This window comes from Phocaeicola intestinalis, assembly GCF_014837065.1.
Classification (GTDB): domain Bacteria; phylum Bacteroidota; class Bacteroidia; order Bacteroidales; family Bacteroidaceae; genus Phocaeicola; species Phocaeicola intestinalis.
On record NZ_JACSPP010000032.1, the window covers coordinates 1 to 25,625 of the forward strand.

The following is a 25,625-nucleotide window of genomic DNA, read 5'->3' on the forward strand; positions in this document are numbered from 1 at the left end:
ACCAAATTTATAGAATTATGTATAGCAGTGAAGATCTTGAAAGGTTTTACTTTCAGTACCAGACCGAGGCATTGCCTCATGGGGAATCTCTCCAATCGTTTTGTGCCAAGAACAAAGTCCCTTATAACATTTTCCAGAAATGGTTTAAGGATACCCGCAAAAAAGTAGTTGAAGTTCAGGTTGACGGTGCTCCTGAGATTGCCCATGAGGAAAAGACTAAGACCGGTGAGCAGCCTAAACCTGTATCAAGAAGCAGTGATGAGAATCCCGTCCGCATATGGATTGACATCCGTATCAGTAATGGATTGCACTTGTCCCAAAAGAATTTAAGCTATCAGGATTTAGTCCGGATGATAGAGAAGCTGGAGGGTCTATGCTGAGTGTTACCGGTCTGAATCATTTTTATTATGTGCGTGACTTTACCGACATGCGTTGCAAGCACAGCCGTGTGTTGTCCATCATCCGTGAACGGCTTCACCGGGAACCCTGTGACGGGGATGTCTTTATTGTCATGTCATGAAATCGAAGAATAGTCCGTATGTTTTCATTTGCCAATCATTCATACAGCCTGTTCAAAAGTGCCCTTTCAAAGGGGAATGCCAAGAGTGTGGCAGAGTGGATAAAGTCCACATTCTTTTGGATCTGCTTCCACACAAATGGAAGTTGAAACATCCGGAAAGTATATTGACAAAACAACATGGGGTATCTGACAACTAATGCCATATGCAACATATAGGTTCAACAAAATAATAGCGACTGAAACTATTAGGTTCATAGTGACAGTCGCTATTGTTGTATATAAAGGTTTAAAACTTGTAGTTTATCGAATGCTTACACTAAATGCGGATATTCATTAAAAAAAGTCATCTCAAAAAGACTTTGAGATGACTTTTTACTGTTTGCTTTTTGTTGTATTCAAGTCAAAAAGAATCTTCTTTACTTTTTCAGGTAAGAAGCCAATTCGGCGGGAGTCACGTTTTTCGCCACAATCACTCCTTTGCTGTCCACCAGATAATTGGTGAAACCCTGCTTGAGGTCAAATGCGCGAAATGCCTCCGAATCGGAACCGTTCGTTTCCACAAAGCAGCGGACATCCTCTAGTCCATCCTGCTCTACCGTTGCATGGAATACCGATGCATAGCGGTCGAAGGAAACAGAGAGCATTTCCACTTGGCCCGTCTCGCCGGCCAAATGCGCCAATGCGGCATTGTTTTGCCTGGACACCGCATCGTAACTTGCCCAGAAGCTCAACAACGTATACCCTTCACGGGCGGAGTGCAGGTCGAGCGGCTGCACGGTGTCGCAAAGAACCAACGCAGGAATCTTGTCACCTTCCTGCAACTTCTCTGCATGAACATTCTCATTGCTGAACGCAAGAGAAATCAAAGAACTGAATACTAATACAACAAAAAACCATTTTACATTTTTAGTCATGTAATTTGATTTTAGTTAATACTATCCGGGACTGTCGTTCTACAGTGATTTCTTCCCGGAACATCGTTGGATAGAAAGCGTAACATTTGTGCCACTACTTCCCATTTTCGTTTTGAAATCGCTGCAAAGATAGGCATTTTAGGCTTTCATTGTATCTAAAAATAAGAAAAATTATGTTTTTCAGCATAAAATCCATCTCTCTTATGCTTGGTATTATCGTTTCTTTTTCGCATATTTAGGGCATCCAATCGGGTTTTACAATCATTCATAAAAATAAGGATACGGATTATGAAACGTTTTCTTTTCCTATTAGGCTTACTCTTGAATGCCGTGTGGCTGCCGGCACAAGACACTTACCGTTATTTGGAACTGGTAAACGATACGGCCAAGAGACAAGAGATAAGACAATTTCTTACACGTACGCTTTCACCCCATACACAGGTTTGCTACCTGCATTATGCTGCATGGGGAGATTATTTCCGGATGTGGGGATTGCAGGAAAATGGGCATCGGAAGCAAGCCACACTTTATGCGATAAAGGGAAATGGCTTTTCTGCTCCCGATTCCACCTTTCGTAAGCACAAGGTTACGGTCTCCCTCTCTGTATGCCAAGCCGTGCAACGTCTTTTCAAGAAGGCTATCCGGCTGGCGGAAGATACAGATTTCAACACAATGGGACTGGATGGCTACACATGTTATTTTGCGATACCCGATTCTGCGGATGCGTTTCATCTGACACAAATATGGGCACCTTTAACAGACAGTTCCTTTTGCCGGAAGCTGGTCGATTGGAGTGATTCTGTATTCCAACGTATCATGCATCACGAAACAGACTGGGAACAGACAGAGCATACAGCCAACCGGTTATGGGAAGAAATACAGGATGACCCGCTCCCCGAAGACCGTTTTCCTGCCTGGCACGGTATCTGGGCAAGAGGCTTGCTGACTCCCCGCGAAACGTTGGGCGATACGGCTCGTTTTGCCGGATATCCCACGATAGAAGCCTATTGTTACGATAACATGATTTATCCGGAAGAAATGCTGAAGCAAGGCAAGGGAGGCTATGCATTCTGCCAGCTTGACTTGGACACCTTGGGAATTGCCACAAACATCCTGACGATACAAAGCAGCCATGAGTCTTTTGCGGAGGAGGTGACACGTCTGCTCAGGCAAATGCCGCATGCTCTTCCGGCACTTGACAAACAAGGAAAGCCTGTCTCCTGCACATATGGCATTTATGTGCAGTTCCGCCCTTATCGTTACCAGCGCCGTCTGAAAGAAAAACAGGAATGGAAAGCCCGTGCCGACTCGATGTTTGTCGATTATGATTCGTCTGCCAGTTCTCCAGAAGGTACGTTCAGAATGATGCAATCTTTCGAGCAGAATCTAATTAAGACTTATGAGCAAGGTAACAGATAAGGTGCTTTCGGCTGATAAAATACTTCGTAATTTACTAGTGGTCGTTGTCGCGCGTAACGTAGCAAGGGTGCAACAAATAGAATTCCTTTGGTCTAAAGAGAATTTCAATAAGAAGACGTTTATAATTTTGCTGAACGAATTAGTCTGCAAGAATGAACTAATTCATTACTTTTATAGCAAATAGATTAGATATAGCACATCTATTCTCATCTTGTTTTTGTACCTTTGCATTCAATTGATATTGAATTTTAAAAGATTTGTAGAACAATAATAAATGACGGATTACGATATTACAGATTATCAAGCAAAGTATATCGCCCATTTCCTGACAAGGAGGTTGCCGGCTAATGACCTGAATAAGTTGACGGCTTCTTTGCAGGATGCGCAGGTCGATTTGACCCCTCATCAGGTGGAGGCAGCTTTGTTTGCGTTCAAATCTCCGCTATCGAAAGGAGCGATATTGGCAGACGAGGTCGGCTTGGGAAAGACAATTGAAGCAGGCATTATCCTTTCGCAAAATTGGTCGGAGCATAAACGGAGGTTACTGGTCATTTGTCCTGCCAACCTGCGCAAGCAATGGTCGGGAGAATTGCTTGAGAAGTTTTATCTACCGTCTGTCATTATGGAGACAAAGTCTTTCAACGAAGCTGTCGAGAAAGGTAACTTGAATCCGTTTGATACGGAAAACATCGTTATCTGTTCTTATCAATTTGCGAAGGCCAAGGCTCCATATCTTAAGCGCACAGATTGGAATCTGGTTATTATAGATGAAGCCCACCGGTTGCGGAATGTCTATAAACCGCAAAACATAATAGCCAATGTCATCAAGTCAGCCATCGAATCGCGAAAGAAGATATTGATGACAGCCACTCCTTTGCAGAATTCCATATTGGAATTGTATGGGCTGGTATCAATTATTGACGGCTATGTATTCGGCGACTTGAAAAGCTTTAAAAGCCAGTTCGGGCACAATCTTTCTCAGCAGGAATATGATGAATTAAAGAAAAGGTTGCAGCCCGTATGCAAGCGCACTTTGCGTCGTCAGGTGTTGGAATATATTAAGTACACCAAGCGTATAGCCATTGTGGAAGAGTTTTATCCCACAAAAGACGAACAACAATTGTATGATTGGGTGACAACATATCTTGGCAAACCGAAACTATATGCCCTGCCGAACAGTCAACGCCAACTGATGACCCTGATTTTGCGGAAATTGTTGGCTTCTTCCACTTATGCTATCTATGGAACATTCTGCTCATTAGTAAACAGATTACAGGCAGTCTTGGCGCAAAATATAGACATAACTTCTGCCAATGAAGTCATAGATGACTATAAAGCCGACAATGATGAATGGGCGGACGAGAGCGAGATAGAAAATGTTGAAAAAGAAGAATTACACCCGGCAGACATTGAAGGAATAAGGAATGAAATCAAGGAGTTGGAGCAGTTCCGTGACCTTGCTGCCAAGATAAAGAAAAACAGCAAGGCAGAACACTTGTTTGTGGCATTGGAAAAAGGCTTTGAACAACTGACGAAGTTGGGTGCCCCACAGAAAGCCCTTATCTTCACCGAATCCAAGCGTACCCAAGAATTTCTTTATGAATTGCTTGAAAAGCGGGGTTATAAGGGAAAGATCGTACGCTTCAACGGAACGAACACGGATGGGGAATCCACTGCCATTTATAAAAGCTGGTTAGCCCAGCATAAAGGTTCGTCTAAAGTGACGGGGTCGCCCACGGCAGACAAACGTGCCGCCATCGTGGATTATTTTCGGAATGAAGCCACTATCATGATTGCTACGGAGGCTGCCGCCGAAGGCATTAACCTGCAATTCTGTTCGCTGATAGTAAACTATGATATGCCATGGAATCCGCAACGGATAGAGCAACGGATTGGGCGTTGCCACCGTTACGGCCAGAAGTTTGATGTGGTGGTTATCAATTTTCTCAATAAGAACAATGCTGCCGACATTCGTGTGTACCAACTGTTAGATGAGAAGTTCCAGTTGTTCAGCGGTGTGTTTGGTGCAAGCGATGAAGTACTCGGAAGCATTGGTAACGGTGTGGACTTTGAGAAACGAATTTCGCAAATTTATAATGAGTGCCGTACAACGGCAGAAATAGAAGCCGCCTTCGATGCTTTGCAAGCGGAACTGCAAGACCGGATTTCAGAGAAGATGTTGAAGGCCCGCTCTGCCTTATTGGAGAACTTCGATGAATCCGTAAAAGAAAAACTACGAGACAATCTTGCGCAAAGCCAAAAGAATTTAGACCAGTTTGAAAAGCGGTTGTGGCTGTTAGCTATCCATGCACTTAAAGGGAAAGCCGATTTCTATCCGGATAATTACATGTTTAAGATAACATCCGGTGAATATGCCGGAGGTATTTACTATCTTAGCAAACAGAAAGATAACCCAGAGAACGAAACGCCTTTCCGGATAGGATTGCCCTTAGTGCAGCAAATGATTACACGATACAAAGACTGTGAGTTGCCAATTCGTAAAGTGGAGTTCTATTATGCCAAGACGGAAGGCAGGACGGCTTTGCTGGAAGAATTGATTGGCAAGGAAGGAACTCTGCAGGTAGAGAAGCTGTCTATTGATTCTTTTGAACAGGAAGACCACTTGCTTATTGCTTGCCGATGTGAAACGGGAGAATGGGTTTATCCGGAAATAGCGGAAAGAATGTTGATGCTTCCAGCAAAAGAAGTCGGCGCAGCCTTAATAGACGGTTCTGTGGTTCAGATGCTCCAAGACAAAATGGAGGAAATGCAAAACGGGATTGTGACGGAATCGGCGGAACGTAATAATACATTCTTTGATGAAGAAATGGAAAAGTTGGACAACTGGGCAGACGATATGAAGTTGGGGCTGGAGAAAGAAATATCCGACTTGGACAATGAAATTCGTCTGCGAAAATCAGAAGCCAAGAAATTGTCCCGTTTGGAGGAGAAGGTTGCTGCACAACGTGCCATCAAAGACCTTGAAAAGAGACGTACAGAGAAAAGGCAAAACTTCTATGAGGCACAGGACGAAATTGACAAACGTAAGGATGCCTTGCTGACCAAGATTGAAAAGATGTTGGCACAAAAGGTGGAGCGAACAAAGTTGTTTACTATTAAATGGAAATTAAAATAAAGCAATATGATAGAGCAGGTTATCATCAAAAACTACAAGTCAATAAGGAACTTGATGTTGCCTTTAAACAAGTTGAATGTCTTGATCGGTTCAAATGGGGCAGGTAAAAGCAATTTCATCTCCTTCTTTGAATTGACAAAAGCCATATATGAACAACGGTTTGGCAGTTATACCTTGGCTAAGGGTGGAATAGACAATTTGTTGTATAGAGGGAGAAAGGTTTCTCCTTCCATGCAGGGATTGCTTGACTTTGACAATACAAATGCATTTTTCTATGAGATTAAATTTGCACAATCTAATAAAGGTTACATAGAAAAGACAGGAGACTATTTTAACAATCAGCATCATCGTGAGAAAGATTATTCTACATGGAATAAAACGTTGTGGGACAATGCTGTAGAAGAATCCTCCTTGATTCAGAATTCCAAATGGCGGGCGGGATACTTGAAAAAATATTTAAGCAGTTTTACGGTATATCATTTTCACGATACAAGCGCCAATTCTCCCATGCGCGGAGATTGTAATATAAATGATAATGCATATTTGCGTGATAATGGTTCCAACTTGGCAGCCTATCTTTATGCATTGATGCAAAATGATGAAAAGACTTTCCGTTTGATTGAGGGCGTCATCAGTTCCGTAGCTCCTTATTTCAAAGGCTTCAAATTACGCCCGGATGTGAATAATAAAGAAAACATCCGACTGGAATGGGAAGAAAAAGATACAGACATGTATCTCAACGGATATAGTTTCTCAGATGGTACACTACGCTTTATTGCACTGGCTACACTGCTTTTGCAATCCAATCCACCGGAAATAATCATTATTGATGAACCGGAATTGGGACTGCATCCGGCAGCCATCAATAAATTGGCGGAACTTGCCAAAAGAGCTTCACATAAAAGCCAGATTATCCTGTCCACTCAATCCACCAACTTGCTGAACTGTTTTGATGTGGAAGATATTATCGTGGTAGACAGGGCGGACAATCAATCTGTCTTCCGACATTTATCCGGTGAAGAGCTGGAGAAATGGATGGATGATTATAATATGTCCATCAGTGATTTGTGGGAGAAAAATATGATTGGAGGGCAGTTATGAAACGGATATATATAGTGGTGGAAGGACAGACGGAACAAGAGTTTGTCAACAGTATGATGGCTCCTTATCTTCGTAACTTTGCGATATATAGCGTAACACCTGTATTGATTCGGACCAGCAGGAGCGGACGCGGTGGAATGATTAATTACCAGCATTTGCATAATACGGTAAGAATGCTGTTGCAATCTTCTCAAAGTGATTTTATTGTAACGACTTTCATTGATTTCTTCAGAATACCCGATACGATGCCTAAATATCATGAATGCATGAAAAAGCCTGATGATATGCAGCGCATTGAAGCATTGGAGAAAGCTATGGATGAGAATATATCAGACAACCGATTCTTTTCTTATATCCAATTACATGAATTTGAAGCTCTTTTATTTTCGGATAATAAGGGATTTGAATCTTATTTCTCCAGGAATGAAGCTAGACAAACATCTGCCATCATTACGGCATACGAGAATCCGGAAGACATAAACTCTTCTCCCGAAGGTGCTCCCTCCAAACGCCTTTTGAGCATAAAGCCCGACTATAATAAGGTATTGGAAGGCAATTTAATTGCTTTGGAGATAGGTATACATGTGATTTTGGAAAAATGTCCTCGGTTTGCGGAATGGATGAATGAAATTGTGAAGTTATGTACTGATCAAGATGTTACGGTCCATGATTAAGTAGAAAATAAAAATGAGAAAATTATTGAAAGAATATTGGTGGGTTTTATTGGTACTGGTGTTTCTACCGACACTACTTAATTTGTGCTATTTTATCCCTGCCTTGAATGAAATCCTTGAAGAGCCTAAAAAATGGACGACTTTTTGGGGAACGTATCTTAGTGCTATCGCTTCTTTTGCGGTGGTTCTCATTACGTGGCTAACTTTAAAGCAAATGGAAAAACAATGGGAGGATGAACATCGTCCATTGCTGGAATTTTATTTTATCAAAGGAACATTGCCCATGGATAAAGACAAATATCCTGTAGAAGGTCATAAAATCGGAGTTCTGAATATAGGGAAAAGTCCTGCAACAGAATTGAACTTTAGTATTAGCCAAGAGATTATAAATTGCGCAAAAGATAGTGCAGCAAAAGAAGCATTGAGCAAGATAGGTAGCGATATTCAGTTGTCATTATTACCTAATGAGGCACGCCGTTTCACAATATGCGAGAAGACTATTAATAGAGTAAAACAAACACAATCAATGTATTCTTATTATATCGCTGATGTAGAAGTCAATGAAATTGCATATGAAGATTTTGCTAAGCAAATAGAAGGACTTAAAGCTATGCACATAAAAGGAACTTACAGTCAAGGTCGTTATAAGATAGATATCAAAATTCCGATTACTGGCATAAGGAATAGCCATGTTAGCATTACCGAGGCTATAATGAACATAAAAAGTAGTTTTGACAATTATATGTTGTCAATAGAAAACAATGGTTTTAATGTAAACATAAAGAATGATGGCACAAAACAATAAAAACAAGCTGGAATTGACATGGATTGGCAAGTATGACGAACATCAATCCTTGGAACCGCGCATCTTGATTGAAAACAAAGAATATTCCTACGGCAAGCCAGAAACAAGTACGCTGCCAAATGGTAAACCGTGGAATGGGAATATGCTGATTCATGGTGATAACCTGCTTGCACTGAAAGCATTAGAACAAGACCTTTCAGGGCAGGTGAAGTGTATCTATATTGACCCTCCATTTAATACAGGAAGTCGAATAGATGCGGACGGGAAAGAGATTGGCTATGATGATGGAATAGAACATTCAACATGGCTTAGTATGATGTACGCACGATTTAATGTATTGTATAATTTACTTCGTGAAGATGGTGCTATTTTTGTTCACTTAGATGACAATGAGGCTGATTACTGCAAAATTATTTTAGATGAGATTTTTGGAAGAAGTAATTTTATGAATCGTATTACCGTAGATGCCCGCTCTCCGTCTGCTTTCAGTACGGTTAACCCTGGAATGTTTGTTTCATCGGAATATATCCTATTCTATGCTAAAGACAGAAGCAATCTAATAGAAAATCGAATACGTGTTCCCCGTACTCCAGATTATGCATATAATAAATTCATTTTGAATTATGATTTACCATATTCAGAATGGGAATTTATTTCAGTTTCAGAAGCCTTTTCTAAATATGGGAAAGTAAAATCCTCGAATCCTGAAACTATATTGAAAGCATATAATAAATTTATAATAGAAAATGCTGAAAGAATTTGCCGTTATACAGCTATTAGCGATAGTGGAGCTGGGCAAAAAGTTATTGAATTGAAAAAGAAATCTTTAGTCAACCCCAATGATATATTTATGCTCGAACGCAATGGACTTGATAATATATATATTATAAATGGACAACAACTGGCTTTCTACTCAAAGAATATACAAGAAATTGATGGAAAATGTCAGCCATCAAAATTGCTCACTGACATATGGACTGATATAGCATGGGAAGGCATTGCTAAAGAGGGAGGAGTTACATTTAAAAGAGGGAAAAAGCCAGAAAAACTTATTAAACGTTGTCTTGAAATAGCAACTTCTAATCCAGAAGATATTGTCCTTGACAGCTTCCTCGGCTCAGGCACTACCGCAGCTGTAGCCCAGAAGATGGACAGACGTTATATCGGCATCGAATTAGGTAATCATGCCTATACCCATTGTGTACCTCGCTTGAAAATGGTGACGGACGGCACAGATCAAGGTGGCATCAGCAAGACACAGAATTGGCATGGTGGCAGTGGCTTTAAATTCTATGAGCTTGCACCAAGCCTGCTGAAAGAAGACAAGTACGGCAATCTTGTGATTAATAAAGAATACAATGCCGATATGCTTGCCGCTGCTATGGCAAAGCAAGAAGGTTATACCTACCACCCCGACCAAGAAGTATACTGGAAACAAGGCTTCGGTTCGGAAACAGATTTCATTTATACCACCACACAGTTTATGACGGTAGAAGCACTGTCTGCCATTCACGACACGATGGCGGAAGAAGAAACTTTGCTGATATGTTGCACCGCCTTTCAGAAAGAATGCAAACAGGCTTTCGGCAACATCACCATTAAGAAGATTCCGCAGATGCTGCTTGGTCGGTGTGAGTTCGATAAAGATGACTATTCTTTGAATATCATTGATATGCCAGAAATGATGGAGAGTGAGGAAGAAGAAACGGAAGAATAATAACTAAAAACGATTATACAATGAATTACTACATCAAAAACATACATATAAACAACTTGTATCATCTGCATGACTTTGACATTTCCATCGCAGACGAAAAAACACCGCATTTGATGTTGACAGGCAAGAACGGCAGCGGAAAGACGGTGTTGCTGAATGCCATTGCCACCTATTTGAACAGAAGAAAGGATGAGAAAAGTTATGTCCTTGATATAGACATTAACTTTGTGGATTTTGAAGTGTTGGTAAAAGATTACCAGAAAGGAGATTTTATCATCGCATTCTATCAGGCTGCCAGAAAGCCCCAAATGATTGAACCTAAGAATCCAACGAAACCACAATTTAAGGTTTATGGTGATGTTCGCACTACTGTTACCAATCAATTCTTGAACTTCCTTTCTGACCTAAAGATTCAGGAAGCATTGGCACGTAATGAACAACAATTTAATGATGCGGAGCAAATTGCTCAATGGTTTGCAAGTTTTGAGGATTTACTCCGCCAGATTTATCAGGACAATGAGTTGAAATTGAAATTCAATTATAAGGATTACAGTTTCAAAATCTGTACGGAAGGCAAGGAATTCAAGTTTACACAAACGTCCGATGGCTTCGCTGCCATATTGGATATTGTGGCAGACCTGATTCTGAAGATGCAGACTCCGGATAATCTGACACGAGCGTACCAGAAGAAAGGCATTGTTCTGATAGACGAAGTGGAAACGCACCTGCATCTTGAGCTGCAAAAAGTCATTATGCCCATCCTGACGAAAGTATTTCCTAACATTCAGTTCATCATCACAACTCATTCGCCATTTGTGTTGAACTCATTGGACAATGCAGTGGCTTTTGACTTGGAACATCGGGAAGTGATAGACGAACTGACACAGTATTCATACGAAGCCTTGGCGGAAGGATATTTTGGCGTTTCTTCCGAATCCGGCTATGCGGAGATGCAATTGGATACATTGAAAGACTTGTTGAGTAAAGAAGCATTAACGGATGCGGACAAAGCCATGATAAAGCATTTGCTGACTGACTTGGACAAAGTGTCTGAAGCGGTTTCTCCCAACATCGTAGGTGCATATATGGCTCTTAAAAACCAATATGCATCTGTCATTAAATCTGTTATGCCATGATTAGGGTGAGGAAAAGTACAAATGCACCGGCTTCTCTTTCGACGACCAAGCAATATAACGGAGAAGATGTGTATGCACAACTGATGGAAGACCAGCACGAGAAGTGTTATATCTGTGAACGAAAGCTTGTGACGGATTATGAAATAGAGCACTTCAAGAGTGAAAATAATTATCCGGAGTTAATGCAGGAATGGACAAACCTATTCTTGGCTTGCCGATATTGTAACGGGAAAAAGTCTGATTCGTTTGATGATAACATCTATCCGCTGACCGCAGATGTGGAGGAAGAAATATGTCAGCGGATTGATTTTGGAAAGAACAAGACAGTTTTCACAACCTCTGTTACAGACGTGCAACACGATAATACCGTCCGTATGCTCAACCTATTTTACAACGGGAAGGGAGGAAAGAAACTACGAAACCTGAAAGAAGAAAGGTTTTTCAACTATGCCAAACAGAAGGTGATAGGCTTCATGAAGATAGTTAATGACTACCTCGTGAATCCAACAGAAAACAACCGAAATGTCGTGACTGAAGAGTTGGGTATAGACAAAGAACTGTTGGGTTTCAAGTATTGGATTATCCGTGATTATAACTTGAATGAGATTTTTAAGGATCATATCATCTGGAACAAATGAATAATATAATTTGCCAAAACATAAAACAACGGCTTTCGTTACGCGAACCTTTGGTGGAAGCCTTAGATGTACTTTCCCGTTTGGTGGACAAACTAGCACTGGTCAAACCTGCCAAACAGGAAGATAAGGAAGTGGATGAAGTAACTTACAAACAATACCTGCAAGAGGAGTTACGAAAGGTACAGGAGATATGTCCGTCGTGTAAAGACTTTGAGCGGGATTTTCCCTCTTTTGCCTTTTCGATAGCCACAGGTATCGGAAAAACAAGGTTGATGGGAGCGTGCATTGCCTATCTTTATCTGAAGAAAGGCATCAAGCATTTCTTTATTCTTGCTCCTAATCTGACTTTGTATGAGAAACTTATGTGTGACTTTGGCGACCCTTCTTATGAGAAGTATGTGTTCAGAGGTATATCGGAGTTTGTGCATAACGAACCCTACGTGATTACCGGTGACAACTACAATTCTGCCCGTAGCTTGTTTTCTGACAATCAGATTCAGATAAACATCTTCAACATTTCCAAATTCAATACGGAAAGTAAGGAGGGAGGAAAAAAAGGTACGCCGAAGATGAGGCGGCTTTCCGAATATTTGGGGCAGTCTTATTTCGATTACTTGGCTTCGCTGGATGACTTGGTCATTCTGATGGACGAAGCGCACCGTTATCATGCAGATGCTTCCAAAAAAGCCATTAATGAATTACGTCCCATACTTGGACTGGAAATGACCGCTACGCCAACGGACGAAAAAGGCAAGTCATTCAAGAATATCATCTATGAATACAACCTTGCACAGGCGTTGGCGGACGGGAAGTATGTCAAGATACCGACCGTTGCCAAACGACGTAATTTCGTCCGTGGCAACATGACGGACGAGGAATTGGATATTCTTAAAATAGAGGATGCGGTAAGTGTGCATGAACATACCAAGTTGAGCCTTGAAATGTATGCCATGAACAATCATTTACCGTTGGTCAAACCTTTTATTCTCATCGTTTGTAAGAACATACAGCACGCCAAAGAAACTTACAACCGGATAGAAAATGATATGTTTGGTGGCAGGTATGCAGGCAAAGTACTTCAGATAGATAGTTCCACCAAGAAGGACGAAGAAGTGGACAGACTTTTTATCTCTTTGGAAAAGCCGGACAATCAAATCGAGATTGTCATTCACGTGAATATGTTGAAAGAAGGTTGGGACGTGACCAATCTTTATACGATTGTGCCTTTACGTGCAGCTGATGCACCTATACTCGTAGAGCAACAGATTGGGAGAGGTTTGCGCTTACCTTACGGAGGAAAACGTACAGGAGTGGCTGATGTAGATAAACTGACCGTTATTGCGCATGAGAATTTTGAAGCGGTGATTGCAAAAGCGAATGACCCGAATTCTGTATTGAGCAAAGTGACCTACGTGGAACTCGACAATGATGACCTTGCTTCGATACAAGGCAAAGTGGTTAAAGCCGCCACTCAAATGGATGCTGAAGAACAGAGAACTGTTCAGAAAGCCACGACAGAAACAGAGAAAAAGAACTCCCAAGCTATAATGGATGCCAAACGGGCTGTGTGGAAAGTGATTCCGTTGATGAATTCTTCGGTAAAGTCTGCCAAAGATCTTTCTAGTCCGGAAATAATATCCAGAATAAAATCATTGACCCGAGAAGAAATCATTAAGCATACCCAAGCTGTTAACCCTATTTTTGCAGATGAAGAAGCTAAGCCTCTTTTGGCAGAAGTGGACAATGTAGTGGAAATAGTTGTCAAATATTTCATTGACAATATCATAGAAATACCCCGCATGACCATCCAACAGGAAACATACCGGGCCGAGTTCAAGTGGTTTGACTTGGACGTAAGCTCCGGATTTGATTTGCCTGCCCTGAAAGAAGAAATCATCAGAGTCAGTTTGGGCGTAGGAGAAAAGTCAGTGGACATACTGCAAGTCGTTTCCGGGCGGAAATTCGATATGCCGGTCAACCAAATTGTGAATGTACTGATTGATCATGATGAAATTGATTATGACGAGAATGCTGAGTTGCTTTACCATCTGGCAGGACAAGCAATCGATGCCATAGCATCGCATTTAGAGCATAAAGAGGATTTGCCAAAGATTGTAAATCAGTTCAAGACAGTCATTGGTAATAATATTTATGCACAAATGCAACACCACTTCGTTATGACCCCTATTGGATATATGAAACCGAAGGTCTTGCCTTTTACAGGAATATCGGAGCAGCACATAACGGAGATAAACGGATTTGGCAGAATCGATTATCGAGATACTGTAAAACGTGGTGATGTACCCAAATATATTTTCACAGGTTTTCTGAAGTCATACTATACGGAATGCAAATTCGATAGTCAGACAGAATTGGATTTTGCAAATGTATTAGAGTCCGACAACAGCGTTCTGAAATGGCTTCGCCCGGCTCCTAATCAATTCAACATTTACTGGGCGAATGGATCGAAACGCTATGAGCCGGATTTTATAGTGGAAACAGCCGACTGTATCTATATGGTAGAGACAAAGGCAAAGAAAGACCTGACGACAGAAGAAGTGCAAGCAAAGAAAAAGGCAGCGGAAGAATACTGTAAGAATGCCTCAGAATATACGCAGACAAATGGAGGAAAACCCTGGAAATATCATTTGTTGCGGCATGACATGGTGGATAAATCAAAGAGCTTTGACTATCTGATGGCTATATCTTGATGTACAGCTTTTTATAATGCACTTTTTTAAATGGAGAATCCGCTGGTTTCTAAGGCAGTTACTTATTAAAGTGGAATTTTTTGTAAATCATTTGTATTTAATGAGTAAAAGTGAATGATATACTTCTTGGTGCACAATCCAATGGATCTATATGCGCCTCAAAAACAGCAAATGCCCACAAATTGATGCGCTTGCCTAGTTTTCCAATCCGAAATCCGGCTCCGTATCAAAATAATCATGTATATTTGCAAAGAATAACAGTTTGAATAAATAAGCATGGACAGTACGAACACAGAACTCATCTTAATACGCATCAGCGGACTGGACCGTCCGGGACTGACGGCTTCCATTACCGAAATACTTTCGCGTTACGAAGTGGATATCATGGATATCGGACAGGCAGATATCCATAGTACGCTATCGCTGGGCATTCTTTTCAAATGCCGCGAAACAGATTCGGGCAACGTGATGAAGGACTTGCTGTTCAAAGCCTCCGAACTGGGCATTAACATCCGTTTTTATCCCATTTCGACGGAGGAATACGAGGAATGGGTCAACATGCAAGGCAAGAACCGCTACATTCTGACTTTGTTGGGGCGTAAGCTGACCGCCCAGCAGATAGCTGGAGCCACGGAAATCCTTGCCGCACAGGGGTTGAACATCGATGCCATCCGACGGTTGACGGGCCGTATTCCCTTAGATGAGCAAAAAGCGCGGGTACGTGCCTGTATTGAGTTTTCCGTACGAGGGACTCCCCATGACACCGAAGAACTGCAAAGCCAACTGATGAAGCTGAGCAACCAGCTGGAGATGGACTTCTCCTTCCAAAAGGATACGATGTACCGCCGGATGCGCCGCCTGATATGCTTCGATATGGACTCTACACTCATCAAAACCGAAGTGATAGACGAACTGGCGGAACGTGCAGGCGTAGGCGAACAGGTACGCGCCATTACCGAACGGGCGATGCGTGGCGAAATTGATTTCCGCGAAAGCTTTACAGAACGCGTGGCACTTCTCAAGGGATTGGATGAAAGTGTAATGAGGGATATTGCCGAACACCTGCCCATCACCGAAGGGGTAGAACGGCTGATGTACGTATTGAAGAAATACGGTTATAAAATTGCGATTCTTTCCGGAGGGTTCACTTATTTCGGCAACTACCTGAAAGAGAAATTCGGCATCGACTACGTATATGCCAATAACCTGGAAATCGTAGACGGAAAACTGACCGGACGCTATGTAGGCGACATAGTAGACGGAAAGCGAAAAGCGGAGTTGTTGCAGCTGATAGCACAGGTAGAAAACGTCGACATCGCACAGACTATCGCCGTGGGTGACGGAGCCAACGACCTGCCGATGCTGTCGATAGCAGGTCTGGGTATTGCCTTCCACGCCAAACCCAAAGTAAAAGCGAATGCACGTCAGTCCATCAATACCATCGGTCTGGATGGTGTGCTGTATTTCCTAGGATTTAAAGACTCATACCTAGACGAACGTGCCAACAGTTGAATATAATAGAAACGATATATATGAAGTTTACTGAACTGAATTTGGAAGAGAGTGTCTTGGATGCACTCGATGCGATGAACTTTAAAGAATGTACTCCGGTGCAGGAACAGACCATCCCTGTCATTTTAGAAGGTAGAGACCTGATAGGCGTGGCGCAAACGGGTACAGGCAAAACCGCAGCTTATTTGTTGCCCGTCATCAACCAGCTGAGCAAGGGAGGATATCCTGCCGATGCCATCAATTGTGTGATTATGGCACCCACCCGTGAACTGGCACAGCAAATCGACCAGCAGATGGAAGGCTTTTCTTATTTTATGCCTGTCTCCAGTGTAGCCATTTATGGAGGTAATGATGGGGTACGGTTCGAACAGGAGAAGAAAGGATTGACACTGGGAGCCGATGTCGTAATTGCTACTCCGGGACGTCTCATCAGTCATTTGAGTCTGGGGTACGTCGATTTGTCGAAAGTCTCCTTTTTTATACTTGACGAAGCCGACCGGATGTTGGATATGGGTTTTTCGGATGACATTATGCAGATTGTGAAATACCTGCCCAAGGAAAGACAGACAATCATGTTCTCCGCCACAATGCCAGCCAAGATACAGCAACTGGCACAAAGCATCCTGCATGACCCTGCGGAAGTAAAACTTGCTGTATCAAAGCCTGCCGACAAAATCATTCAGGCGGCATACGTTTGCTACGAAGCGCAAAAGCTAGGCATCATCGAAAGCCTGTTCAAGCAACAGGAACCGGAACGAGTCATCATTTTCGCCTCTTCAAAACTGAAAGTGAAAGAGGTAGCCAAGGCATTGAAGCGACTCAAGTTGAATGTGGGCGAGATGCACTCCGACCTTGAACAAAGCCAACGCGACGAGATTATGCACGAGTTCCGCAACGGGCGCATCAATATGCTGGTAGCCACCGATATTGTGGCACGAGGCATTGACATCGATGATATCCGTTTGGTTATAAATTACGATGTGCCTCATGACAGCGAAGACTATGTGCACCGTATCGGACGTACGGCACGCGCCAACAATGACGGATGTGCCATTACGTTTGTCAGTGAAAATGAACAAACCCGCTTCAAACAGATAGAGGATTTCTTAGGGAAAGAGATTTATAAACTGCCTGTCCCAGCCGAATTGGGCGAAGCTCCCGTTTATGCCCCGCACACCAGCAGCCGGAACAAACCCGGAAACAAAAGAAAGGGAGGTTGGAAAAAACGCTCGTTCAACAACCGGCGACCGCAAAAGAAAGGCGGAGGGAAATAATCCCCTGACGCGCCTCCTTAGCTTTTTAATTTATAAGTACCTTTTTCAGATAAAGAACTTACAGTTTAGAGCCTGTTTAAATTTTGCTCAGGTTAATTTTGCGAATAAAATCGGGGAAACAAACCGGAAACAAACGCAAAAGAACCTGATAGAATATTAGAAGCTGTTTTGAATTTATCGTGCGATGATTTGGGATAAGTTTTTGAGGCATTTCCGCTTCTGTGATGAGGAAGATAGCGGGCTATCTGACGAAGAACAGGAGCGAGAAGGACCAAAAAATCGCCCAAAGCACACACGAAAACGGATACATCAAGCCAAGAAAAACTTTTTGGAGAAATTCAAAACAGCTTCTTACTTTATCGGAAAATTTAAACAGGCTCTTATTTTATCATTGGGATATGAGACATAAGATAGCATGTGTGAACGACGAAATAATAATTATTCCACATGCTATTTTCACATATTCTCTTCTGTAAACAAGAACAAGGAACTTGGTTGAAACAAGTGTTCTACCATGCCCCTTGTTTATCTTGCTACCCCAGGCAAGCAATTACTCAACAGTAACTGCCGTTCCGCTAGCCGTAACCATTAACATTGAACCATTCACAGTTTCATAATCCAAGTCAACTCCTATGACTGCATTCGCACCCATATTTTGAGCCTGTTCCTGCATTTCACGTAATGCAGTGTCTTTGGCCTCACGGAGCACCTTCTCATAAGAGCCGCTGCGTCCACCCACAATGTCACGAATACTGGCAAAAATGTCACGGAACACATTGGCACCAATAATGGTTTCGCCCGAGACAATTCCAAAATATCGGGTAACACGTTTACCCTCAACAATGTTTGTAGTTGTCAATAACATAAATTTCAAATTTTATTTGATAATCAGAAGTGGCGTGTTCGAATGGAATAGCATCTTGCGCGCTATGCTCGGATTGAACAGGCGGGCAAAGATGTTCCGCTTGTAATTGGACGTGCAAATAACATCAATCCGATTTTCCTGCACAAATCGGTCTAAATTATCCAGCAGATATTCTTCATCAACACTCAGATAGTTAAACTCAATGTCCGGATATTGTTTCTTGAAATATTCCTTAATTCCGGCAAGGGTAATTTCATTCCATTTCCGCTTCTCCTCGTGCGAATTAATGTGTATGAAAGTTACCTCAAACTGGTTATCCTTGAACGTTGTAATCAGCGAATCAAAAGCTATCAGGTCACGCTGGTCAAAACTCGTAAACAAAGCCACCTTGTGAATGTCTTCTATCGGTTTCGATGGAGCACGTTCTGGAATGGCATATACAAACGTCGGGCTGCGTTCAATAACTTCCGCCGTTACGCTACCTATCAATTCCAGGTCTTTCTGGTGCTCGCCCCGCGTTCCCATCACGATGATAAGCGGCCTTTCGTGACGCGCATAGCTTAATATCTCCTCCTCCGGGATTCCTTCACGCAAGATACAAGTATATTTCACCCTCGGGCAAGTACCCTCTTCCATCTTCTTGTCAATGTCCTGAGTCAGTTTATTAATTTTTTGGTGAACATCTTCCAGCATACTCTTTATCGAAGGAATGTTTTCGACAGCAGGCACATCGAAATGGTCAGTAGCATACTGTAAACTAGGCATATAAATAGGCGTAAAATGTACGTGAAGCAACACGACTTCCGCCTGCATCCGTTCAGCCAGATGGAAACCGAACTCACAGGCTTTCAACGAATAGTCTGAAAAGTCTACCGGAATCAGCACTTGCGGTGAACCTACAGGTTTAGGTGATTCCTCATGCAAGATTTCAGACGAAAGCCACGAAGAACTTTCAATGACCTTCAATGCCTTGGGCAAATCACTCTCTTTGATGCGTACCCTCACGCCGGCAGATATGACCGGCTGAATCAGATTGACATTGTGAATGTATGACTCTATGCCTTCGTTTTCCAATACGGACTGAAGGATTTGAGCTTTCGAGTACGTCAGAATAGCTAATGTAACAAGTTTATCTTCCATAACTCAAAATTTAATAGTTTATAAAAAACTCACCACAGATGCACTAAGAAATTCCGTTTCCATCCGTGCAATCTGTGGTGAACACTCTTTTCAGGCATCCTGTTGCTCTCTCAAAATAGCAAGAGCCTTGTCAAGTACAGTCGTGTCATCCAACATTACCAGCCCTCCATCCGGCCCCGGCTCCAAATGGATGCCCACGCTTTTACCGTCTTTAAAATTATGTCCTCCAAAGAAATTACGCACCGTTTCCACACTTAGGTTCAGCTCATCGGCTATACGGTGCATACTCCCGCTTGGCAGTGAATCCTTGATTTTACGAAGTTCATTAAAAGTTATCGTTCTGTTCATAGTAGTCAAAATTTTAAAGTTAGACAAATCATTTAGTTAATTCACGATATAAATGTAATAAAATTATATGAAACAGCAAATATTTTTCTCCATTTTTTCTCCCGGAAAGAAAATTTATACTTCCTGCAGCATTAATTTATGCATTTTTGTCGCTTGTCACATTTGTCAAGCCGGATTTGTGCCCGTACACTTTATATCCATCAGCTTTTTTTCCAAGCCAAACCAGAACATCAGTTTAGTCCGATAATCCAAGCCACATGGCTGCCTTGCTTGTAAGATTATTAATCTTCACGCCGAAAGATTATTAATCTTACAGCCTGAAGATTAATAATCTTACAAACGATGCAGCTATATTGCGGAGAAAACAAAGCTTGCTTGTCATGCCGGATGTGTAATCCGGCGTAATTGAAGAAGCGGATTTATAATCCAGCGTGACACTGGCAACAGGAGTGATACCGACAGTGTATATTTCATTAAAATGCATAATTCACACCGTTCAAAGTATATCAAAAATGGAGACCCTTAGACAGCACCATACCGCCCACTACGATGTACAGACAAGTAATAAGCAGTGCTGTATAGAACATACGGATATCATCCACTTCAAAACCGGTGGCTGTATATTGCCCCGAAATATACTTGGGACATTCGAAATACCTGCAAGCAACAAAACGATAAGCCGCATAAACAATGACGGCAATCACGCTTCCAGCCAAGGCACCGCACAGCACATCGCCCGGATAATGCACGCCCAGATAAATGCGTGAATAGGAAGGAACCGCAGCCCACAGAAACATCACACACGTAAGCCAACGATTGCGAATCAATAATGAAATGAACGTAGCGAAAGCAAATGTGTTGGCTGCATGGCTGGAAATAAAGCCGTATTGTCCTCCCCGATAACCATTCACCACATCCACCAAGTACATCAGATTGGGATCCTGAGCTGGACGGAAACGATGAAAATAAGGTTTGCACAGACCGGAAGCAAACTGGTCGGCACATGTAATAACCACAGCCACCATCACAACGATAAACAGAGCATGAAGCAACTTGGTGTTTTTAAAGATGATATAAATCAACACAATAGCTGCCAGCAGCCAGGTTTTCGTGTCGGATACCACCCACATCACCCCGTCCCAAAACAACGAACCGCTTCCGTTCAGTGCCAAAAGCAGCTGTTGGTCGACTTCAATAAGTTGCTGTATGTCCATAATCAATCACTTCATGCATAAATCACAGGGACACGCCTATGCCGTGCTCTCCATCAATGCTATCCCGCAAATCCGAAAAAGACAGTGTTCCCTGTGCCCGGTTTCAGATTCAATTTTCATATCACTTCGATAGAAGTTGTGGGAAGCCAGCCTTCCTTACCATCTTCCAGCCGGATTTCCTTCCACCCTTTCATCGAATTGTCTTCAATATATACTTTCGTACCTTCGTGCAGCACGAACAAATCGGTACCACTTTCGTTAGGCGTACTTTTTACGGTTATCGTTGGTTCCATCACAATGGCACTCTTGCGGTCTATTACCTTGTTTTTTTGCTCACCAGCAAAAATATTAGCGCACACACATACGACAAGGAACAGCACGGCAGCGATGAATCCTACTTTCTTCAATATCAAACGATTGCCAAAAATGTACAGTGCCAACCCAGCCAACAAAAGCAAGAAAGCAACAATACCTGTTGTACCCCATTCTTTTTCGCTCATCAAGTTGGTGATGTTTTTCATCCACGTCACGATGAACACTTCACTGGTAGGAGTTATCTGGTCAACAGTCTTACTACGCACCAAATCAAGATTGAAACGGATGTCGGCATCTCCTGGATTCAGCAACAATGCCCGTTCATAGTTCAGCACCGCTTTGGCTATGTTTTTCGTCTTGTAATAACTGTTGCCCAAGTTGTAATACAGAGCTGCCGACTCACCTTCATCAGCCAATACCGACTCGTATATCTTGATGGCATCTTCAAACTTGTTTTCCTGATAAGCCTTGTCGCCTTCCACTTTCGTGGCGGCAACAGCCAATTGCATTGCGCCTATCAAAAAAACGAACAATATAGACAGTTTTTTCATATCCGGTTTCTCCTTAATTAATTTAATGTTTGATACTGTTCTCCATCTTACCGATGGCATCCACCGAAGTGGCATACACTTTATCCATTGCCTCGTTCTCATCACCTGGTGCATAGCGGGCGAACTCGCATTCATTCAAGGCGTTGATGAATGTCTTTGTCACGTCTTCGGCAACTCCGTGCTTGGTCAGTTCTGCTTCAATGTTATCTTTTGAGAGTTGCGAGACCGGAATACTCAACTTATCGCTGATATATCCCCACAAAGCTTTCAACACTTCATCGTAAAACTCATTTTTCTTATTCTCTGCCAACAACTTTCCTGCCAACTTCATGCGCTTAGTGGCTACTTTGTTAGCTTTCTTGGTCTTCACCTTTGCTACATTGGCGTTCTCGGCCGCCTGCTTGCGGAAGAAAACGACCAGTGCTACAAACACAATAAACGGAATAAGATAACCCAGCCAATATCCCATAGTACCGAAAAAGACTTCGCCTTTCGGGGTAAGTGTCGTATCGCCCAGCTTGATGAAACGTACATCCTGTCCCAATACCTTTACGTTTTCCTTATTAGTAAAGTCAGCTATCACCTGGTCGGCATTACCTTTACCTTTTTCCACCTTCAAATCGTATGCCTCAGTTTTCAAGGTCTTATACGACTGACTCTTTAAGTCAAAATAAACAAATTCCACCGGAGGAATAGTAAAATTGCCGGCATGACGCGGAATAGCAAGATACTCAATAGTTTGCGTACCAGACAATCCTGCACGCGAGACATCGAAATTGTTGGTCACTTTCGGATCATATACTTCAAAATCTTCGGGGAATTTCACTTCCGGACTGGTGATAAGCTTCATATTGCCTGCTCCCTTGATGGTAAGCTTGATGGTCACAGCATCATTGGTCTTCACTTCTTTCGCGTTGATAGAAGATGTCATTGTAAACTCTCCTACTCCTCCTGAAAAGTTCGCTGGCTTAACAGGAAGAGGTTTAACGTTGATGACCACTTTCGGAGCCACAATTTTTTTCTTCACTTCAATATATCCTCCTCCATTGAAGAACGCATCAAAGGGATCATCCGAAATGGTCTGCTGAGCCACGACTCCATCAAAAGTGACAGCAGGAATCTCCAGTTTGCCTGTCTGTTGTGGGAATAAGACATATTGACGCCAAATGATTGTGTTGTAATTACGCCCATTATAGTGCTCCATCGAATATTGCTTCTGCTGGGGCAGTTGGATTTCCTGCATCTGGAAACCCTTCATATCCGGCATGTCCTCCATCAGCTGGCGCAAATTTACCGACGTATAGACTTTATAAGTCAACAAGATAGCTTCTTGCTCATAGACAGTAGTCTTTGATGCAGTAGCTGTAATGAACAAGTCTTTATCGGTGATTCTGCTTCCGGCTATCTGTCCGCGCGACGATGACGAACCGCCTCCTCCCTGATTAGCCTGCGAATTGCCAGCCGTCTGGTCGGGCGGGAGCACCTTGATGGTGAGCGCATTCGAAAACACTTTTTCCCCGTCCACCTCAATGCTGGCAGCCGGAATGGTATATGTACCTTCCTTGCCTGCCATCAAGATGTAAGTGTATGTGATGGAACTGCTCGAAGACACCTTTCCGTTAATGATTTGCGTACTGGACTGTTGCGAACGAGTAGGTCCCATCAACACATCAAATCCTTTGATGGATGGAGCCAGAAAATCTTTCACTTTTTGTGTATTTACTGTAAATGTCAGTCGGAACTGGTCGCCACTTACCACAACTTCTGGTGCGTCGGCAGTAAGCGTTGCTCCATTCTTTGCCTGCATCGGCAAAGCCGCAATGACTAACAGTAGTAAGAAGATAAGTTTTCTCATTGTGTATTATTGTTTTATTTACAGTTGGCTAAATTTTCCGGTTTCTTACCAGTCTTTTTCCAGCTTTCGCCCTTCCACGCGGACACCTTTTTTCACTTTGTCCTGCACGTTCTTTTCATCCTGCATTGCAGCTCTCAGCAACTGTTCGGCATTTTCCTTCGACATTTGGTTCTGCTGCTGTTGCTGCTGTTGCTGATTCTGCTGTTGCTGATCTTTCTTTTGTTGGTCTTGCTGGTCTTTATTCTGTTGTTTTTCGTCTTGCTTCTGGTCTTGCTTCTGTTGCTGTTGTTGATCCTGTTGCTGATTTTGCTGCTGGTCTTTCAATTGTTTTTGTGCCAAAGCAAGGTTGTAACGCGTTTCATTGTCTTTCGGATTGTTTCGCAAGGCTTCCTTATAAGCTTCAATGCACTGTGGCAACTGTTTCGATGATTGCAGAATGACACCCATATTATGGTAAATCTGTGCCAGCTTCATTTTATCTTTCTCCACATGCCGTGCAGCCTCGTATTGCTCCATTGCCTCCTTGGCCTTTTGTTGCATCAGCAACGAATTTGCCAGATTATACATTGCATCGGTCGACTTTGGCTCCAGTTCCAAAGCCTTACGGTAATCCACTTCTGCCTTCACATAAGTGCTATCTTTGTAAAGCTTGTTGCCACTCCGCAAATAATCGCGTTCGCTTTTCTGACAATAAGCAGCGACCGATACGAGCATGAATCCAAGCAGTAAAATATATCCTTTTCGTCCCATAATCAATCCTGTTTAAATAGTTTCACGTTCTTGAAGAGCGGATTTCTCCGTTCCAGTATCATCAAGTCGACAGCTAGCAAAAGCAAAGCCATCCATGCCAAGACCTGGAATTGTTCGTCAAACTCGGTAAATACTTGTGTCTCCACATCTGCCTTTGCCAATTTGTTGATTTCGGCATTCAAAGCACGTTCGGCATTATTAGTATTATCCACACGTACATACATCCCGTTTCCCGCTTTAGCAATCTCCTGACACATCTGCTCATTTAAACGAGTGATAATGACATTGCCATCTTTATCACGACGATATTCATTATTGCTGCCTGCCGGAATAGGAGCACCATCGGGTGACCCCACTCCCAATACAAACACCCGTACTCCTTGCTTGGCTGCCTGTTGTGCTGCTTCCACCGCTCCTCCTTCGTGGTTTTCACCATCAGTAATAAGCACGATGGCACGTCCCACACCCGTATTTGGTGTAAAACTCTTCATTGCCAAGTCAATAGCACCACGGATATCAGTTCCTTGAGTAGAAATGAGCGACGGACTGATGGTTTCCAAAAACATCTTGGCCGATATATAATCACTGGTAATAGGCAACTGGGTAAAGGCTTCACCGGCAAAGACAATCATAGCCACTTTGTCATTGTTGAATGTCTCGACTAAACGTGAAATAAGTTTTTTTGATTTTTCCAGCCTACTGGGTGTCACATCTTCTGCCAGCATTGAATTCGAAATGTCCAGTGCCACGACAGTTTCCACTCCCTGCCGTTTCACAGTTTCCATTTTAGATCCGAATTGCGGACGTGCCAGCATGAATATGACCATTGCCAATGCTGCGAACACCAGCCAAAACTTAACATCGGGACGATACTTCGATACGTCAGGCATCAGATGCGCCAATAATTCCGGATCACCGTACTGACGGATTTTCTTACGCCTGCGCCAGTTGGAATACAAGTACAGTCCAATCAGTACCGGCAATACAAATAGCAAATATAAATATATGGGTTCTCCAAATCGAAACATAG

The 25,625-nt window shown here is 42.6% G+C and carries 23 protein-coding genes; 14 read left to right on the forward strand and 9 right to left on the reverse strand.

Going from position 1 to position 25,625, the window contains the following annotated elements; translation table 11 throughout:
* The first annotated feature begins 17 nt into the window (after window positions 1–17).
* Window positions 18–380, forward strand: a complete 363-nt coding sequence (locus H9625_RS10520; RefSeq protein ID WP_191764282.1) for a hypothetical protein — start codon at window positions 18–20, stop codon at window positions 378–380.
* Window positions 374–520: a transposase gene (locus H9625_RS10525; protein ID WP_140400238.1), complete on the forward strand. Its 147-nt coding sequence runs from the start codon at window positions 374–376 to the stop codon at window positions 518–520. The genes H9625_RS10520 and H9625_RS10525 overlap by 7 nt, the downstream gene beginning before the upstream one ends.
* Before the next feature lie 416 nt (window positions 521–936).
* On the opposite strand, the gene H9625_RS10530 is transcribed toward H9625_RS10525, so the two are convergent.
* On the reverse strand, window positions 937–1,434 hold the full coding sequence (locus tag H9625_RS10530) for a thioredoxin family protein (RefSeq protein ID WP_022040027.1): 498 nt from the start codon (window positions 1,432–1,434) through the stop codon (window positions 937–939).
* 288 nt (window positions 1,435–1,722) lie between these two features.
* On the opposite strand from H9625_RS10530, the gene H9625_RS10535 reads away from it, so the two are divergent.
* The 12 genes from H9625_RS10535 (at window position 1,723) to H9625_RS10590 (ending at window position 17,966) form a co-directional block, all read left to right on the forward strand.
* A complete protein-coding gene (locus tag H9625_RS10535; RefSeq protein WP_191764284.1) occupies window positions 1,723–2,853 on the forward strand; it encodes an energy transducer TonB in 1,131 nt (376 codons plus the stop codon).
* A gap of 274 nt (window positions 2,854–3,127) precedes the next feature.
* On the forward strand, window positions 3,128–5,989 hold the full coding sequence (locus tag H9625_RS10540) for an SNF2-related protein (protein ID WP_191764287.1): 2,862 nt from the start codon (window positions 3,128–3,130) through the stop codon (window positions 5,987–5,989).
* 6 nt (window positions 5,990–5,995) lie between these two features.
* Window positions 5,996–7,090 carry an AAA family ATPase gene (locus tag H9625_RS10545; protein WP_191764289.1) on the forward strand — a complete coding sequence of 365 codons (1,095 nt, stop codon included), beginning with the start codon at window positions 5,996–5,998 and terminating at the stop codon, window positions 7,088–7,090.
* On the forward strand, window positions 7,087–7,764 hold the full coding sequence (locus H9625_RS10550) for a DUF4276 family protein (RefSeq protein ID WP_191764291.1): 678 nt from the start codon (window positions 7,087–7,089) through the stop codon (window positions 7,762–7,764). Before H9625_RS10545 ends, H9625_RS10550 begins: the two co-directional genes overlap by 4 nt.
* Window positions 7,765–7,777: 13 nt before the next feature.
* Window positions 7,778–8,569 carry a hypothetical protein gene (locus H9625_RS10555; protein WP_191764293.1) on the forward strand — a complete coding sequence of 264 codons (792 nt, stop codon included), beginning with the start codon at window positions 7,778–7,780 and terminating at the stop codon, window positions 8,567–8,569.
* Entirely contained in the window at window positions 8,550–10,286 is a 1,737-nt protein-coding gene (locus H9625_RS10560) for a site-specific DNA-methyltransferase (RefSeq protein WP_225226405.1), read from the forward strand. The genes H9625_RS10555 and H9625_RS10560 overlap by 20 nt, the downstream gene beginning before the upstream one ends.
* A 20-nt stretch (window positions 10,287–10,306) precedes the next feature.
* Window positions 10,307–11,422 (forward strand): AAA family ATPase, encoded by a 1,116-nt coding sequence (locus tag H9625_RS10565; protein ID WP_191764295.1) that lies wholly within the window; start codon window positions 10,307–10,309, stop codon window positions 11,420–11,422.
* The gene (locus tag H9625_RS10570) at window positions 11,419–12,060 is read left to right on the forward strand and encodes an HNH endonuclease (RefSeq protein WP_191764297.1); all 642 of its coding nucleotides are present in this window, start codon (window positions 11,419–11,421) and stop codon (window positions 12,058–12,060) included. The genes H9625_RS10565 and H9625_RS10570 overlap by 4 nt, the downstream gene beginning before the upstream one ends.
* Window positions 12,057–14,771 (forward strand): DEAD/DEAH box helicase family protein, encoded by a 2,715-nt coding sequence (locus H9625_RS10575; protein WP_191764299.1) that lies wholly within the window; start codon window positions 12,057–12,059, stop codon window positions 14,769–14,771. The genes H9625_RS10570 and H9625_RS10575 overlap by 4 nt, the downstream gene beginning before the upstream one ends.
* 276 nt (window positions 14,772–15,047) lie before the next feature.
* On the forward strand, window positions 15,048–16,283 hold the full coding sequence (gene serB / locus H9625_RS10580; protein WP_022040024.1) for a phosphoserine phosphatase SerB: 1,236 nt from the start codon (window positions 15,048–15,050) through the stop codon (window positions 16,281–16,283).
* Window positions 16,284–16,303: 20 nt separating this feature from the next.
* Complete coding sequence (locus H9625_RS10585) at window positions 16,304–17,557, forward strand: DEAD/DEAH box helicase (protein ID WP_087209984.1); 1,254 nt, start codon at window positions 16,304–16,306, stop codon at window positions 17,555–17,557.
* 184 nt (window positions 17,558–17,741) lie between these two features.
* Entirely contained in the window at window positions 17,742–17,966 is a 225-nt protein-coding gene (locus tag H9625_RS10590; protein ID WP_191764301.1) for a hypothetical protein, read from the forward strand.
* Window positions 17,967–18,107: 141 nt separating this feature from the next.
* Here H9625_RS10590 and H9625_RS10595 read toward each other — a convergent pair whose 3' ends face one another.
* The 8 genes from H9625_RS10595 to H9625_RS10630 all read right to left on the reverse strand — a co-directional run bounded on the left by H9625_RS10595 (window position 18,108) and on the right by H9625_RS10630 (window position 25,623).
* Window positions 18,108–18,422 carry a YbjQ family protein gene (locus H9625_RS10595; protein WP_022040022.1) on the reverse strand — a complete coding sequence of 105 codons (315 nt, stop codon included), beginning with the start codon at window positions 18,420–18,422 and terminating at the stop codon, window positions 18,108–18,110.
* Window positions 18,423–18,434: 12 nt separating this feature from the next.
* Window positions 18,435–19,562 carry a universal stress protein gene (locus H9625_RS10600; protein WP_087209980.1) on the reverse strand — a complete coding sequence of 376 codons (1,128 nt, stop codon included), beginning with the start codon at window positions 19,560–19,562 and terminating at the stop codon, window positions 18,435–18,437.
* A 90-nt stretch (window positions 19,563–19,652) separates the two neighbouring features.
* Window positions 19,653–19,910: a hypothetical protein gene (locus H9625_RS10605; RefSeq protein WP_022040020.1), complete on the reverse strand. Its 258-nt coding sequence runs from the start codon at window positions 19,908–19,910 to the stop codon at window positions 19,653–19,655.
* Window positions 19,911–20,416: 506 nt separating this feature from the next.
* Window positions 20,417–21,124: a phosphatase PAP2 family protein gene (locus H9625_RS10610; protein ID WP_022040018.1), complete on the reverse strand. Its 708-nt coding sequence runs from the start codon at window positions 21,122–21,124 to the stop codon at window positions 20,417–20,419.
* 116 nt (window positions 21,125–21,240) lie between these two features.
* Window positions 21,241–21,990: a tetratricopeptide repeat protein gene (locus tag H9625_RS10615; protein ID WP_191764303.1), complete on the reverse strand. Its 750-nt coding sequence runs from the start codon at window positions 21,988–21,990 to the stop codon at window positions 21,241–21,243.
* Window positions 21,991–22,012: 22 nt separating this feature from the next.
* Window positions 22,013–23,845: a BatD family protein gene (locus H9625_RS10620; RefSeq protein WP_022040016.1), complete on the reverse strand. Its 1,833-nt coding sequence runs from the start codon at window positions 23,843–23,845 to the stop codon at window positions 22,013–22,015.
* Window positions 23,846–23,890: 45 nt separating this feature from the next.
* Window positions 23,891–24,595 carry a tetratricopeptide repeat protein gene (locus tag H9625_RS10625; protein ID WP_022040015.1) on the reverse strand — a complete coding sequence of 235 codons (705 nt, stop codon included), beginning with the start codon at window positions 24,593–24,595 and terminating at the stop codon, window positions 23,891–23,893.
* Between the two features lie 2 nt (window positions 24,596–24,597).
* Window positions 24,598–25,623, reverse strand: coding sequence for a vWA domain-containing protein (locus H9625_RS10630; RefSeq protein ID WP_022040014.1), 1,026 nt, complete (start codon window positions 25,621–25,623; stop codon window positions 24,598–24,600).
* Window positions 25,624–25,625 lie beyond the last annotated feature (2 nt).